The organism is Kluyvera genomosp. 3, assembly GCF_011765685.1.
Classification (GTDB): domain Bacteria; phylum Pseudomonadota; class Gammaproteobacteria; order Enterobacterales; family Enterobacteriaceae; genus Kluyvera; species Kluyvera georgiana_A.
Genome location: NZ_CP050321.1, coordinates 1,587,345 through 1,600,516, shown reverse-complemented (window position 1 = coordinate 1,600,516; position 13,172 = coordinate 1,587,345). Strand labels below are relative to the sequence as shown.

Annotated in this window: 12 protein-coding genes; 6 read left to right on the top strand and 6 right to left on the bottom strand. The window is 58.6% G+C overall.

The window, feature by feature from the left end:
• Position 1: 1 nt before the first annotated feature.
• The gene (nrdB, locus tag GY169_RS07510) at positions 2 to 1,132 is read left to right on the top strand and encodes a class Ia ribonucleoside-diphosphate reductase subunit beta (RefSeq protein WP_163449036.1); all 1,131 of its coding nucleotides are present in this window, start codon (positions 2 to 4) and stop codon (positions 1,130 to 1,132) included.
• Position 1,133: 1 nt separating this feature from the next.
• Positions 1,134 to 1,388: a class I ribonucleotide reductase maintenance protein YfaE gene (gene yfaE, locus GY169_RS07505; protein WP_106924348.1), complete on the top strand. Its 255-nt coding sequence runs from the start codon at positions 1,134 to 1,136 to the stop codon at positions 1,386 to 1,388.
• A gap of 3 nt (positions 1,389 to 1,391) precedes the next feature.
• Here the strand turns inward: yfaE and GY169_RS07500 are convergent, their stop codons facing one another.
• Positions 1,392 to 2,582, bottom strand: coding sequence for an MFS transporter (locus GY169_RS07500; protein WP_167575377.1), 1,191 nt, complete (start codon positions 2,580 to 2,582; stop codon positions 1,392 to 1,394).
• Between the two features lie 186 nt (positions 2,583 to 2,768).
• Between GY169_RS07500 and GY169_RS07495 the strand changes: the two genes are divergently transcribed.
• The 4 genes from GY169_RS07495 (at position 2,769) to glpC (ending at position 7,841) form a co-directional block, all read left to right on the top strand.
• Positions 2,769 to 3,647: a LysR family transcriptional regulator gene (locus GY169_RS07495; protein WP_167575376.1), complete on the top strand. Its 879-nt coding sequence runs from the start codon at positions 2,769 to 2,771 to the stop codon at positions 3,645 to 3,647.
• A gap of 126 nt (positions 3,648 to 3,773) precedes the next feature.
• Positions 3,774 to 5,402, top strand: coding sequence for an anaerobic glycerol-3-phosphate dehydrogenase subunit A (glpA, locus tag GY169_RS07490; protein ID WP_167575375.1), 1,629 nt, complete (start codon positions 3,774 to 3,776; stop codon positions 5,400 to 5,402).
• On the top strand, positions 5,392 to 6,651 hold the full coding sequence (gene glpB / locus GY169_RS07485) for a glycerol-3-phosphate dehydrogenase subunit GlpB (protein WP_167575374.1): 1,260 nt from the start codon (positions 5,392 to 5,394) through the stop codon (positions 6,649 to 6,651). Before glpA ends, glpB begins: the two co-directional genes overlap by 11 nt.
• Complete coding sequence (gene glpC / locus GY169_RS07480) at positions 6,648 to 7,841, top strand: anaerobic glycerol-3-phosphate dehydrogenase subunit GlpC (RefSeq protein ID WP_163449041.1); 1,194 nt, start codon at positions 6,648 to 6,650, stop codon at positions 7,839 to 7,841. Before glpB ends, glpC begins: the two co-directional genes overlap by 4 nt.
• Before the next feature lie 141 nt (positions 7,842 to 7,982).
• On the opposite strand, the gene GY169_RS07475 is transcribed toward glpC, so the two are convergent.
• From GY169_RS07475 to menB, 5 genes are all read right to left on the bottom strand, one after another.
• Positions 7,983 to 9,179, bottom strand: a complete 1,197-nt coding sequence (locus tag GY169_RS07475; protein WP_167575373.1) for a nicotinamide mononucleotide deamidase-related protein YfaY — start codon at positions 9,177 to 9,179, stop codon at positions 7,983 to 7,985.
• A 94-nt stretch (positions 9,180 to 9,273) separates the two neighbouring features.
• Complete coding sequence (locus GY169_RS07470) at positions 9,274 to 9,816, bottom strand: YfaZ family protein (protein ID WP_163449043.1); 543 nt, start codon at positions 9,814 to 9,816, stop codon at positions 9,274 to 9,276.
• A gap of 177 nt (positions 9,817 to 9,993) precedes the next feature.
• Positions 9,994 to 11,352: an o-succinylbenzoate--CoA ligase gene (gene menE / locus GY169_RS07465; RefSeq protein ID WP_167575372.1), complete on the bottom strand. Its 1,359-nt coding sequence runs from the start codon at positions 11,350 to 11,352 to the stop codon at positions 9,994 to 9,996.
• Positions 11,349 to 12,314, bottom strand: a complete 966-nt coding sequence (menC, locus tag GY169_RS07460) for an o-succinylbenzoate synthase (protein WP_167575371.1) — start codon at positions 12,312 to 12,314, stop codon at positions 11,349 to 11,351. The genes menE and menC overlap by 4 nt, the downstream gene beginning before the upstream one ends.
• Positions 12,314 to 13,171 carry a 1,4-dihydroxy-2-naphthoyl-CoA synthase gene (menB, locus tag GY169_RS07455; RefSeq protein WP_167575370.1) on the bottom strand — a complete coding sequence of 286 codons (858 nt, stop codon included), beginning with the start codon at positions 13,169 to 13,171 and terminating at the stop codon, positions 12,314 to 12,316. Before menB ends, menC begins: the two co-directional genes overlap by 1 nt.
• Position 13,172: the final 1 nt, after the last annotated feature.

Genomic DNA, 13,172 nt, shown 5'->3' with positions numbered 1-13,172 from the left:
AATGGCATACACCACTTTTTCACAGACGAAAAACGATCAGCTCAAAGAGCCGATGTTCTTTGGCCAGCCGGTCAACGTGGCACGCTACGACCAGCAGAAATACGACATCTTCGAAAAGCTGATTGAAAAACAGCTCTCCTTCTTCTGGCGTCCGGAAGAAGTTGACGTGTCCCGCGACCGCATTGACTATCAGGCGCTGCCGGAACACGAAAAGCACATTTTCATCAGCAACCTGAAGTATCAGACCCTGCTGGACTCCATTCAGGGCCGTAGCCCGAACGTAGCGCTGCTGCCGCTGATCTCGATTCCTGAGCTGGAAACCTGGGTGGAAACGTGGGCGTTCTCCGAAACGATCCACTCGCGCTCCTACACCCACATCATCCGCAACATCGTCAACGATCCGGCGATTGTGTTTGATGACATCGTCACCAACGAACAGATTCAGAAACGTGCCGAAGGCATCTCCAGCTATTACGACGACCTGATCGAAATGACCAGCTACTGGCATCTGCTGGGCGAAGGCACCCACACCGTTAACGGAAAAACCGTGACCGTGAACCTGCGCGAGCTGAAGAAAAAGCTGTATATCTGCCTGATGAGCGTCAACGCGCTGGAAGCCATTCGCTTCTACGTCAGCTTTGCCTGCTCCTTCGCCTTCGCCGAGCGCGAGCTGATGGAAGGCAACGCCAAAATCATTCGTCTGATCGCCCGCGACGAAGCGCTGCACCTGACCGGCACTCAGCACATGCTGAACCTGCTGCGCAGCGGCGCGGATGACCCGGAAATGGCGGAGATTGCCGAAGAGTGCAAGCAAGAGTGCTACGACCTGTTCGTGCAGGCCGCCCAGCAGGAAAAAGAGTGGGCGGATTATCTGTTCCGCGACGGCTCAATGATTGGCCTGAACAAAGACATCCTGTGCCAGTACGTTGAGTACATCACCAATATCCGCATGCAGGCAGTCGGTCTGGATCTGCCGTTCCAGACGCGCTCCAACCCGATTCCATGGATCAACACCTGGCTGGTGTCTGATAACGTGCAGGTCGCGCCGCAGGAAGTGGAAGTCAGCTCTTACCTGGTTGGGCAGATTGACTCGGAAGTCGATACTGACGATCTCAGCAACTTCCAGCTTTGATATGAGCCGCGTTTTTCTGCGCATCACTGGCACACGGTTGCTGTGCCAGGATGAACACCCGTCCCTGCTGGCGGCGCTGGAGTCTCACAATGTTGAGGTGGAGTACCAGTGTCGCGAAGGCTACTGCGGCTCCTGCCGCACGCGGCTGGTCTCCGGTCAGGTTGACTGGTTGACCGAACCGCTGGCCTTTATTCAGCCGGATGAAATTTTGCCCTGCTGCTGCAGGGCAAAAGGTGATATCGAAATTGAGATGTAACGGTTAGTGCACTTCGTGTGCGCTAACTAACGGCATCGCGCCACGGCGTTTCATCTGCGCGATATACAGCGCGCCCGCCAGTACCACCAGCACCGCGCCGACCAGGTAAATCGCCCGGTAGCCGACCCCTTCCACCATCAGCCCCATCACGAACGCGCCGATCGCCAGCCCGGCATCCATCGCGTTAAAGAACAGCGAGTTCGCCACGCCAATTTTATGCGGTTCAACCGAGCTGATAATCTGCGTCTGGAAGATGGGCGTTACCGAGCCGTAACCGATGCCAATCAGCGCGCCAGCGAGAATCATCGACACGCTGCCGTGGGTATAGCCCAGTACCACCAGGCCGACGGTGAAGGCCAACAGGCAAGGATAGACCACATACTTCGGCCCTTTGCGGTCGCAAACGTTGCCGGTAAAGGCGCGGCAGATCATCAGGAACACCGCGTAACACAGCAGGAAGTTGCTGGCGGCGGCCATCAGGTCCAGCTCACGGGCATACAGCGCCAGGAAGGCCGAGACGCCAGCGTAGGAGAAGGTCATAAAGAAGGTGACCATGGCAAACGGCATCGCGGCTTTATCAAACATGGCGGAGAAGCCGAGCTTCGGCTGCGAACCGTCCGCATGACGAATCACCGGCGGTACACGGACAATCAATGACAACACAATACCAATCGCCGCCACCGCCGTACACATCCAGAACGCCTGGCTGAATGCGCTATGGCGCGCCATGTTCAGACCAATCCACGGCCCCACGACCATCGCCAGCCCCATCGCTAAAGAGAAAAAGCTGATGCCCTCCCCACGTCGGGAGGCGGGTATCAACCGCGCGGAGATGGTCCCTTTTACCGTCGTAATAATCCCGAAGGTTATTCCGTGCAGCACGCGAATAAACAGCAGCGCTTCAATAGAATGGCAAAATGGATACAGCGCGGTGACAACCAAAAACGCCAGAGAGGAAAGCATCAGAATCGTTTTGTTCGAATATTTCCCCACCCACTGCCCGGCAAACGGTCGCACAACAATCGCAGCGGCGAGGAAGCATGTGACCAACAGGCCGGCCTTATCGGCGGTGGCGTGCAGGGTATCGGCAATATAAATAGGGAGTAACGTCAGGAGGACATAAAACACGAAGAAAATAATAAAGCTAATAATCGTGATGGCCCAAAAATCTTTAGTCCATAATTTTTCTTTCATTGATTGGCAACCTTGTCCCTACGGCGCGCAGTAATACATTCACCTTGAATATATAAATTCAATAATGCATCACAAATAAAAATAATCGCGTGCGTAATTTTGTGATTAAGTCCGTTGAAAAATAATAGGTATCATTATTTAATTAGTAAAATTAATCATTTTAATAAGTTTAATTAGAGATAACTAATGACACTCACGCAAATCAACGCGTTGCTGACGGTGCTGGAGTGCGGCGGATTCACCGAGGCTGGTAAACGTCTGTTTATGACGCAATCGGCAGTCAGCCAGGCCATCTCCGCGCTGGAAGAGGAGTTAGGTGTCGCTATTATGCTACGCGAGCGGCGTAAAGCGATTTGCCTGACGCCCGCGGGCGAGCGTATCGTCGCTCACCTGCACCGCTTAATGAGCGAAGTTCACGCGGTGAAAGAAATTGCCGAACAGGAAAAAAAGACCCCGCAGCGCCTGCTACGGATTGGCTGCTTCCCGAGTATTTGCGCCAGCGTGCTGCCCGCCGTGGTGCGCTATTTTGAACAGCATCATCCGAATATTAAAATTGTTCCTCATGAAGCCAACAGCGCGGAAATTATTGAGGCAATTCGCAATAATGATATCGACGCGGGTTTCGTGCATATTCCGGTCGAAGGTATGTTTGTCACGCCGATATACAAAGACCGTTTTACCGTCGTGGTCCCCGAGAATCACCCTTTTGCGGCGCAAAAGCAGGTCTCGCTCAGCGCGCTGCGCGACGAACCGCTTATCGTCAGTAAAGGGCGTTACGAAATGAGCATCATGGCGCTGTTTGCGGGCATGAATATGACGCCGCAAATCAAATACGAGTTTAACCATCCCAGCACCGCAATGAGCTTTATCCACCAGGGGCTGGGCATCGCGCTTCTGCCGGAACTGACGCTCAAAACGCTGGCGCAGCCGCTGCATTCCGTGCCGCTGGAGCCCGCGTTCTATCGCCAGATTTCACTGATCGCCCGCGAACCACCGATCGAAGGGAGCCCGTTGCAACGGCTGCTCGCATGCTTGCACCAGTTGGCTCACGACGGAAGCCTTTAAGAAAGTCGATATATGCCGCAAAACGCGCAGTAATGCTTTCGATAAATGCTCGAATATGTTCGATATCAAACAATTTATGTTGGTAATGTGACTTAATGTGCTTAAAACGAACATTGAGGACACATAATGGACAGCGCCTCTGCACGTGATTTTGACGTCATTATTATCGGTGGCGGCGCCACTGGCGCCGGTATTGCCCGCGACTGCGCCCTGCGCGGCCTGAAGGCTGCGCTGGTTGAACGCTTTGATATCGCCACCGGGGCAACCGGGCGTAACCATGGCCTGCTGCACAGCGGCGCGCGCTATGCGGTCACCGACAGCGAATCGGCGCGCGAGTGTATCAGCGAAAACCAGATCCTGCGCCGAATTGCTCGCCACTGCATTGAGCCAACCAGCGGCCTGTTCATCACCCTGCCGGAAGATGACCTCCAGTACCAACACACCTTTATCAACGCCTGCCGCGCCGCAGGCATTGAGGCCGAAGCCATCGACCCTGCTCAGGCCAGAAGAATGGAACCGTCGGTCAACCCCGCGTTAGTCGGCGCGGTACGCGTGCCGGACGGCACAGTAGACCCCTTCCGCCTGACCGCTGCCAACATGCTCGACGCGCGCGAACACGGCGCCACTATTCTGACCGCTCATGAAGTGATGGGCCTTATCCGCCACGGCGATCGCATACAGGGCGTGACGCTGCTGAATCACCATAGCGGTCAAATGTGCGAACTGCATGCGCCGGTGGTGGTTAACGCCGCCGGTATCTGGGGCCAGCGCATCGCGGAATATGCCGATTTACGCATCCGCATGTTCCCGGCCAAAGGATCGCTGCTGATCTTCGAAAGCCGGATGAACCAGCACGTGATCAACCGCTGTCGCCCGCCGGCCGACGCCGATATTCTGGTGCCTGGCGATACTATTTCGCTGATTGGTACTACGTCGACACACATTGATTATGCCGATATCGACCGCTGCCGCGTCACGCCTGACGAGGTGGACATCCTGCTGCGTGAAGGGGAAAAACTGGCCCCGCGCATGGCCAGTACGCGTATTTTGCGCGCCTACTGCGGTGTGCGCCCGCTGGTTGCCAGCGACGACGATCCCAGCGGACGCAACGTCAGCCGCGGTATTGTGCTGCTGGACCACGCCGAGCGCGATGGTCTGGAAGGGTTTATCACCATTACCGGCGGCAAACTGATGACCTATCGCCTGATGGCGGAATGGGCCACCGATGCCGTCTGCCGCAAGCTGAATCATCATCGTCCCTGCGTCACCGCCGACACGCCGCTGCCCGGTTCGCAGGAGTCTACGGAAAAAACCTTGCAGCGCATGATTTCGCTGCCCGCGCCACTGCGCGGCTCGGCGGTTTATCGCCACGGCGATCGCACCCCGGAGTGGCTTGGTAACAGCCGCCTGCACCGCAGCGTGGTGTGTGAATGCGAAGCGGTGACCGCGGGTGAGGTGCAGTACGCGGTGGAAAATCTGGCGGTCAATAATCTGCTGGATTTGCGCCGTCGTACGCGCGTTGGCATGGGGACCTGCCAGGGGGAGCTCTGCGCATGTCGGGCGAGCGGATTGCTGCATCGCTATAACGTCACCACCGCTGCGCAGTCGCTGGAGCAGCTGTCCGATTTTCTCAACGAACGCTGGAAAGGCGTGCAGCCTATCGCCTGGGGCGATGCGCTACGTGAAAGCGAGCTAACCCGCTGGGTGTATCAGGGGCTGTGTGGTTTAGACAAGGAGTCCAGTCATGAAATTTGATAGCGTGATTATCGGCGGTGGGCTGGCCGGGCTGCTGTGCGGAATACGACTACAGCAGGCAGGGCTTCGCTGTGCAATCGTCACGCGCGGCCAGAGCGCGCTGCATTTTTCGTCCGGATCGCTGGACTTGCTCAGCGCGCTGCCCGACGGCCAACGGGTCGATGATCCAGCGACAGGGCTGACATTACTGACCTCCCAGTCGCCACAGCATCCCTATTCCCGACTGGGCAGCGATAATGTGCTTCGCTATGCGCAGCAAACGCAGACGCTGCTGAGCGATTGCGGTATCAAAATGCAGGGTCACGCAGCACAGCCGCACCAGCGCATCACGCCGCTTGGCACGCTACGCCCCGCCTGGCTCAGCCCGACTGAAGTGCCAGTTGCGCCGCTGGCGACAGGTTCACTTCGGGTGGTCGGTATCAGCGGCTTTCTGGATTTCCAGCCCCATCTGGCGGCCGAATCCCTGCAACAGCAGGGGCTGGCGGTCGATACCGCTGAAATCGATCTGCCGGAGCTCGATGTCCTGCGCGACAACCCTACCGAGTTTCGCGCCGCCAGTATTGCCCGCGTGCTCGATGAAAAAGCGCTCTGGCATCCCCTGTATGAAGCATTACTGCCGCTGTGTGCTGGGCAAGACGCGCTGCTCATGCCCGCCGTCTTTGGTTTGCGCGATACCGCACTGTTTGACTGGCTCAACGCCAGCCTGCCCTGCGCATTATTTCTGTTGCCTACGCTGCCGCCCTCGGTGCCTGGTATGCGTCTGCACGCCGCGCTTCAGCGGCGGTTTATCGCTCTCGGCGGTACCTGGATGGCAGGCGACGAGGTGGTACGCGTCAGCCAGGTCGAGGGGGAAATTCAGGCTATCTGGACGCGTAATCACGGCGATATACCGCTGCGCCCGCGCTTTGCCGTACTGGCCAGCGGTAGCTTTTTCAGCAACGGCTTAACCGCCGAACGCGATGGGATTCGCGAGTCAGTGCTGGGGCTGGATATTATGCAGCCCGCGCCGCGCGCGGCCTGGTATCGCGACGATTTCTTTGATCCGCAGCCATGGCAACAGTCTGGTGTCATCGTCGATAACGCCTTGCGCCCCGCATTGCACGGGAAAACCGTGTTGAACCTGTTCGCCATTGGTTCAGTATTAGGCGGCTACGATCCGATTGCCCAAGGCTGCGGCGGCGGCGTTTGTGCCGCGACCGCCCTGCATGCCGCCAAACAGATCATCGGCCTGGCGGGAGGTGAAGCATGAACCAGCAAAGTTTTGAAAACTGCATCAAATGTACCGTGTGCACCACCGTCTGCCCGGTGAGCCGCGTCAACCCGCGCTATCCGGGGCCAAAACAGGCGGGGCCAGATGGCGAACGCCTGCGGCGTAAAGACAGCGCGCTGTACGATGAAGCGCTCAAGTACTGCATCAACTGCAAGCGCTGCGAAGTGGCCTGCCCTTCCGATGTGAAAATCGGCGATATTATCCAGCGCGCGCGCGCCGACTATAGCCAACAAAAACCCGGCCTGCGCGATGCGATTCTCAGCCATACCGACCTGATGGGTACGCTTTCCACGCCGTTTGCGCCCATCGTCAACGCCACCACCGGCCTGAAGCCGGTACGCCAGCTGCTGGACACCGCGCTGAAAATCGACCATCGCCGCAGCCTGCCAAAATACTCCTTCGGCAGCTTCCGTCGCCGCTATCAGCGGATCGCCGCGCAGCAAGCGCAATATGCTGAACAGGTGGCGTTCTTTCACGGCTGTTACGTGAACTACAACCACCCACAGTTGGGGTTCGATCTGATTGGCGTGCTTAACGCGATGGGCATCGGCGTGCAGTTGCTCAGCAAAGAGAAGTGCTGCGGCGTGCCGCTGATTGCTAACGGCTTCTTTGATAAAGCGCGGCGTCAGGCACAAACCAATGTCGCTTCGCTGCGAGAAGCCATCGAGACAAACCATCTGCCGGTGCTGGCAACCTCATCCACCTGCACGTTTACGCTACGCGATGAGTATCCGCATCTGCTGGAGGTTGATAATCACGGCCTGCGCGACAGCATTGAGCTGGCCACGCGCTGGCTGTGGCGCAAGCTGGATGACGGCGCGAAGCTGCCGCTCAAACCATTACCGCTGAAGGTGGTGTATCACACGCCGTGTCATATGGAGAAGATGGGCTGGTCGCTGTATACGCTGGAACTGCTGCGGCAAATTCCGGGTCTGGAGCTTCAGGTGCTCGAATCGCAATGCTGCGGTATTGCCGGAACCTATGGTTTCAAAAGCGAGAACTACCCGACATCGCAGGCGATAGGCGCGCCGCTGTTTGCCCAAATTGAGGCCAGCGGCGCGGATCTGGTGATCACCGATTGCGAGACCTGTAAATGGCAGATTGAGATGTCCACCAGCAAGCGATGCGAGCATCCGATTACACTGCTGGCCCGGGCGTTGGCCCGATAAGCTGCGCCCCAACGGTCCCCTCGCCCCTTTGGGGAGAGGGTTAGGGTGAGGGGAAATGGGCGGATTGGTTAACGCATGATTACCCTCACCCCGGCCCTCTCCCTGAAAGGGAGAGGGGGAAAACAACGCGCCATCGGGCGCTTACAGCACCAGCGAATCAACCACGTTAATCCAGCCATGTTCGCTGGCCACCGGTTTGCCGTGGAGCCAGCGACGCAGCATGTTCAGCGCCATCATGGCGCACACTTCCTGGCGTATCGCCAGGCCATGACGCGTATTGCTGAACTTCACCTGTAGCGCGTGAGTGCCTTCCGGCGTCGAGAGTGCAAAGTTAATGTGCTCGCTCTCCAGCCCGCTCACCGCCAGGGCCAGCCCGGCAAAATGATTCACCCGCCGCTCGGCGGCCCAACGTGCGGTTTGCGCCAGCGTCTCATCCTGCGGCGGCACCACTTCACTCGCCAGCAGCGGCGCACCGGCGCGAGAAAGCTGGAGCGCGATAAGCCCGCTGGTAAACTGCTCGCTCAGCGTCAGGCTTAGCTGTTTTTCTTTCAGCACGCGGGCCAGCTGTGCAGGTACCCCCTCAGTACCTTCAAAAATCAGGCTTTCCCCGGCCACTTTCTGCACCTCTGGCCATAACGCCAGCATCGCCTCGCGATGTTCCGACGGCCCGGTCAGCTTCAGTTCTATAATCGGCATGGAAGAACGGTAGCCCATGGTCACGCCCGGCGGCAGATCGAGATGCTGCAGGCTCTGGGCGAGATCGCTTTCCGAGCGGCCAAACGTGGTTAAGCGCAGGCAAACCGGCGGCTCGCCGACCGGATAACGCTGACGAATGCGCGGCAAAATTTCATGTTCCACCATCACCTTAAATTCAGACGGCACGCCCGGTGTGAAGAACATCAGACAACGGTTGAGCTTAACGGCAAAACCGCAGGCGGTGCCAACCGGATTATCAATCAACTCGGCGCTGGCGGGAATCTCAGCCTGCTTGCGATTGCTCGGCGCCATGACGCGGCCACGCTCGCTGAAGAAGCGCTCCATAAACGCCAGCCACTCCTCGTGCAGAATCAGCGACTCACCCTTCGCGGTGGCGGCCGCCAGAGCGCTGAGGTCATCGCTGGTCGGCCCCAGGCCGCCATTGACGATGAGGATGTCAGCCTGCGTGCTACGCTCGCGCAGAATCGCCACTAAATCGTCCAGGTTATCCCCCACGGTATTGCGGCGGGACAACGGAATACCCTGCTGGAAACAAAAATCGGCAAGCCAGGCTGCGTTTGTATCGACGATCTGCCCCGATAAGACTTCGTCACCGGTGGACAGCATCTCTACCGTTATCATCACTTTCTCCAATAAAAAGAGGACGATTAACTATAACGCAAGCGAAGGATTTAAGAAGAGAAAACTGGCGCAGCGGACGCTGCGCCGGAGAAAATCAGAATGATGCGCTGACGCCAACGTACGGGCCATCGGCCACGGCGTTGTCGCGGTTGCCGTCTTTACCCGCCAGGTTCAGGTAACGATAGCCCGCTTCAATGCTGATTGGACGCATAAGGGTGAAACGCGCGCCCGCATTGGCTTCAGTGTAGCTGTCGATGCCGCTGGACAGGGAATCCGGAGAGTAGTAGTACTCGCCGAACAGACGCAGGCTGTCGCCAATTTTCCACTGCAGGCCGCCGCCAACCGCTGCTGCATAGCCTTCGTCGCCGTCGTTCGGGTTCGTGTAGATACCTTTACCGCCAACGGTCGCCAGGAACGGACCCAGCGGGATATTCAGCCCAAGGCCCAGACCCGCGACGTCGCCGTCGTCGTCGTTGTGCGTCCAGTTACCGGTTAATGCCAGGCCCGACGTTTCGGTGCCCAGACCAAAGCCCAGGTTGGTATAATCTTTACCGGCCTGACCGTTAAAACTGATCGCACTCGCTGACGCAGAGACAAACATCAGCCCTGCCAGACTCAATAACACGCTCTTTTTCATCTTATTCCTTTCACGCAAAGCGAAAATAAACCCCATAACCCGCTGAATTGTACTGCGATACACGGCGGATTCAATGTACGAAACGGACAATAATCGCCGGGATTGTAACGAATTACTTCCCATTCATCCGCAACAATGATGTTTATTATTCACAAAATAGCTGCAACTTATTATTGATCAGGATAACTGTGTGGCAACCCAGAGGGTCAGCTGATGTCGTGAGACTTTTATGCCGCCGCTTGTCATCGCTTCGGGCAAGCGCAGCCAACGGCAAGGCTGCTGAAAACCGGCCAGTTTATCTTTTGCCCAGGCGGCCAACTGCGGTAAATCCAGCGCAGGTTCGCCCTCCACCACCGCCACCGGGCGCTGACCAAATTCAGCGTCATCCACCGGGACAACAAACACCTGATTCACCAAAGGGTGCTGGACGATAACCCGCTCGACCTCTTCCGGCTGAATACCTTCGCCGCCGCTGAAAAACAGGTTATCCAGGCGGCCAATCACCCGCAGCCGACCGTCATGCAGCTCGCCGCGATCGCGGGTGGCAAACCAGCCTTCGGCGTTGACTAACGGCGCTAAACGCCCATCGCGCCAGTAGCCTGCCGCCATGCTGCTGGCCCGCAACCAGATTTCGCCGTCCACCAGGCGCAACTCCCGGCCCGGCAGCGGTGCGCCCACATCGTCCCCACCGTTGGCCTCACGCGCGCAAACGGTAGAGGCGAATTCGGTCAGACCATAGCCGCAAAAGGTGCGAATCCCTCGGGCTGCCGCCTGTTCGGTCAGTTCGGCAGGAATGGCCGCACCGCCCAACAATACCGCCTTCAGGGACAGCGGTTGATTGTCGTTCAGCAGTCGCCACAGCTGCGTCGGCACCAACGAGGCATGGGTGCAATGCGCCAGCGCCTCGGCTAATGGACGTTCGCTGACCGCCATCTGCGCGCCCGCCAGCAGCCATCGCCAGAAGATGCCCTGCCCGGAAACATGAAACAGCGGCAGCGACAGCAGCCAACCGTCATTTTCCCCGAACGGTATCAGGCTCAATACCCCTTTCGCGCTCGCCAGATGCGCCGCGCAGCGGTGTACGGCGGCCTTCGGTAACCCTGTCGAACCGGAGGTCAACGTCATTGATGCCAGACGATCCGCCTGCCACTCCACCTCGCGATACTCCTCCGCTTCTTGCAGGCTGAGCGCCGGGAGGCCGTAATGCACTTGCGCATCAAGATTCAGGATGTGGCTCAGAGTGAGCGCCGGCAGTAGCTCGCCAACCAGCGATGCAGGCAGGCGTGGGTTGAGCGGTAAAATTCGCGCGCCGCACTGGAGCAGCGCCAGCCAGGCCAGCACGGCGTCCGCGCTGTTACGCGCGCACAGCGCCACGCCATCCTCAGCTTTGACGCCCTGCGCCTGAAACCCCGCGGCGAGCCGATCAATACGCTGGCACAGCGTTGGCCAGTTCAGGCTTTCATTATCAAAACGCAGCGCTATCTTCCCGTCGCGTCGCGCGCGCCAGTGTCGCCATGGCCAGGTTGTGAAAGTCACAGTAACGGCTCCATATCCTCAATCGCGCCGCACGGCAGCGGGCTTTCCGGCCAACAGCGAATCAGCTGCGTCTGCATCAGATTCAGCGTGTCGAGGCCCGGCATGGTCTGCGGCGTCAGCCAGGCGGCAATGCGCGCCAGTTGGGTCAGCCCAAGGCTGGATTCGAGAGAAGAGCTGATGACCGCCGTCAGGCCAAGGGCATGCGCCGCGTCGACCTGTTCTTTCACCCGCGCCAGGCTGCCGGTCAGCGTCGGCTTAATGACCACCGCCCGCACGCCCGGTTCAGCCGCAAAGCGAAAATCCGCTTCCCGCAGGCTTTCGTCCCAGGCAATCGCGATGCCGGTTTCCCGGGCAAAGGCGCGCGAGTCGTCACGGGTTTTACAGGGTTCTTCGAGGAAGGCAATCCGGGAACGGTTATGCGGATTAACGTATTTGGCGAACTGCTGGGCTTTCAACGGCGTCCAGGCGCGGTTGGCGTCAAGGCGCAGCGTCAGCTCAGGCACCGCTTCCAGCAGCAGGTTGACCACCATGCCGTCGCGTACCGCTTCGTACAGGCCCACTTTCACCTTCGCCACTTTCTCACCGGGCATCTCAGCAAGCTTCAGTACCAGATCATCAGGATCGCCGGTACACAGCGGCGCCGCGCGATAGTCTGCCGCCAACGGTAGCGCATCGTTGACTTCCGCCAGCGCGCAGCTGATGCCAAACGCCACGGAAGGCACGTCGGGCAACGGCGCGTCACCGCCCTGCCGCCAGGCGTCGGCCCAGGCCAGCAGCGCAGACTGCGCTTCGTCCAACGTTTCGCGGCTAAAGCCCGGGAGTGGGGAGATTTCTCCCCAGCCGTCCCGTTCGCCATCACGCAGGTAGACGAATAACCCGTCGCGGGTTTTCAGCCGCCGATCGCGCAGCACCACACCCGCGTCCATTGGAATCTGCCAGCGATAAACCTGCGCGCTACGCATTACGGGTTCCGTTTGAATTTGCTGAAGTCAGGCTGACGCTTCTGGTTGAAGGCGTTGCGGCCTTCCTGACCTTCTTCCGTCATGTAGAACAGCATGGTGGCGTTCCCCGCCAGCTCCTGCAGACCGGCCTGGCCGTCGCAGTCAGCGTTCAATGCCGCTTTCAGGCAGCGCAGCGCCATCGGGCTGTTTTGCAGCATTTCGCGGCACCAGCGCACGGTCTCTTTTTCCAGATCCGCCAGCGGAACCACGGTGTTCACCAGGCCCATATCCAGCGCCGCTTTGGCATCGTACTGACGGCACAGGAACCAGATTTCACGCGCTTTTTTCTGACCCACAATGCGCGCCATGTAAGACGCGCCCCAGCCGCCGTCGAAGGAGCCCACTTTCGGACCGGTCTGGCCGAAGATGGCGTTTTCCGCCGCAATGGTCAGGTCGCACATCATGTGCAACACGTGGCCGCCGCCGATGGAGTAGCCAGCCACCATCGCCACCACCGGTTTCGGGCAGGTGCGAATCTGACGCTGGAAGTCGAGAACGTTCAGGTGATGCACGCCGCTGTCGTCCTGGTAGCCGCCGTAGTCACCGCGTACTTTCTGGTCGCCGCCGGCGCAGAAGGCTTTATCACCTTCGCCGGTTAAAATGATCACGCCGACGTTGTCGTCATAGCGCGCGTCCGCCAGCGCCTGGATCATTTCTTTGACCGTCAGCGGACGAAACGCGTTGCGGACCTGCGGGCGATTGATGGTGATTTTAGCGATGCCGTCAGCCGATTTTTCATAACGAATGTCGGTAAAGCCTTCGGAACAGTCGTGCCACTCGGCAGGGGTGTACAGCATAGCTTCATCAGGATAAATCATA

Coding starts and splice junctions, on each gene's coding strand:
- GY169_RS07495 (WP_167575376.1), top strand. CDS start 2,769: ATGACACTCACGCAAATCAACGCGTTGCTGACGGTGCTGGAGTGCGGC.
- GY169_RS07475 (WP_167575373.1), bottom strand. CDS start 9,179: ATGATAACGGTAGAGATGCTGTCCACCGGTGACGAAGTCTTATCGGGG.
- GY169_RS07500 (WP_167575377.1), bottom strand. CDS start 2,582: ATGAAAGAAAAATTATGGACTAAAGATTTTTGGGCCATCACGATTATT.
- glpC (WP_163449041.1), top strand. CDS start 6,648: ATGAACCAGCAAAGTTTTGAAAACTGCATCAAATGTACCGTGTGCACC.
- glpA (WP_167575375.1), top strand. CDS start 3,774: ATGGACAGCGCCTCTGCACGTGATTTTGACGTCATTATTATCGGTGGC.
- glpB (WP_167575374.1), top strand. CDS start 5,392: ATGAAATTTGATAGCGTGATTATCGGCGGTGGGCTGGCCGGGCTGCTG.
- menC (WP_167575371.1), bottom strand. CDS start 12,314: ATGCGTAGCGCGCAGGTTTATCGCTGGCAGATTCCAATGGACGCGGGT.
- GY169_RS07470 (WP_163449043.1), bottom strand. CDS start 9,816: ATGAAAAAGAGCGTGTTATTGAGTCTGGCAGGGCTGATGTTTGTCTCT.
- nrdB (WP_163449036.1), top strand. CDS start 2: ATGGCATACACCACTTTTTCACAGACGAAAAACGATCAGCTCAAAGAG.
- yfaE (WP_106924348.1), top strand. CDS start 1,134: ATGAGCCGCGTTTTTCTGCGCATCACTGGCACACGGTTGCTGTGCCAG.
- menB (WP_167575370.1), bottom strand. CDS start 13,171: ATGATTTATCCTGATGAAGCTATGCTGTACACCCCTGCCGAGTGGCAC.